Genomic DNA, 523 nt, shown 5'->3' on the forward strand with positions numbered 1-523 from the left:
GCTGCTGATCGTCAACCACCTGGCGCTCGACACGGTGTCCCTGCGGATCCTGCTGCCGGACCTCGCCGAGACGTACGAGGAGCTGGCCGCCGGGCGTGAGGCCGCGCTCGACCCCGTACCGACCTCCTTCCGGCACTGGGCGCGTGAACTCGCCGAACAGGCCGGAAGCGAAGACCGGCTCACCGAAGTGGCCCAGTGGGTCGACTTCCTCCAGGGCCCCGACCCGCTTCTCACGACGGAGCCGGTCAACCCCGAACGCGACCTCCAGAACACGATGCGTGAGACGTCCGCGCACATTCCGATGGCGATCACGTCGGAGTTGCTCACCAGTGTTCCGACGGCGTTCCACGCGGGGATTGACGATGTGCTGCTGGCCGGGTTGACGGCGGCTGTCGCGGAGTGGCGGGACGGTCAAAGCGTTGGTGCGGGCAGTGCGATCTTGGTGGATGTCGAGGGTCATGGCCGGGTGCCGTTGAGTGATGCCGACGATCTGTCGCGGACGGTGGGCTGGTTCACGAGCAGT

At 67.3% G+C, this 523-nt stretch carries 1 protein-coding gene; it reads left to right on the forward strand.

Going from position 1 to position 523, the window contains the following annotated elements; translation table 11 throughout:
* Positions 1 to 523, forward strand: a 523-nt coding sequence (locus tag IE247_RS34040; RefSeq protein WP_190127231.1) for a condensation domain-containing protein, incomplete at both ends; no start/stop codon positions are given.

The organism is Streptomyces inusitatus, assembly GCF_014651115.1.
Lineage (GTDB): Bacteria > Actinomycetota > Actinomycetes > Streptomycetales > Streptomycetaceae > Streptomyces > Streptomyces amakusaensis.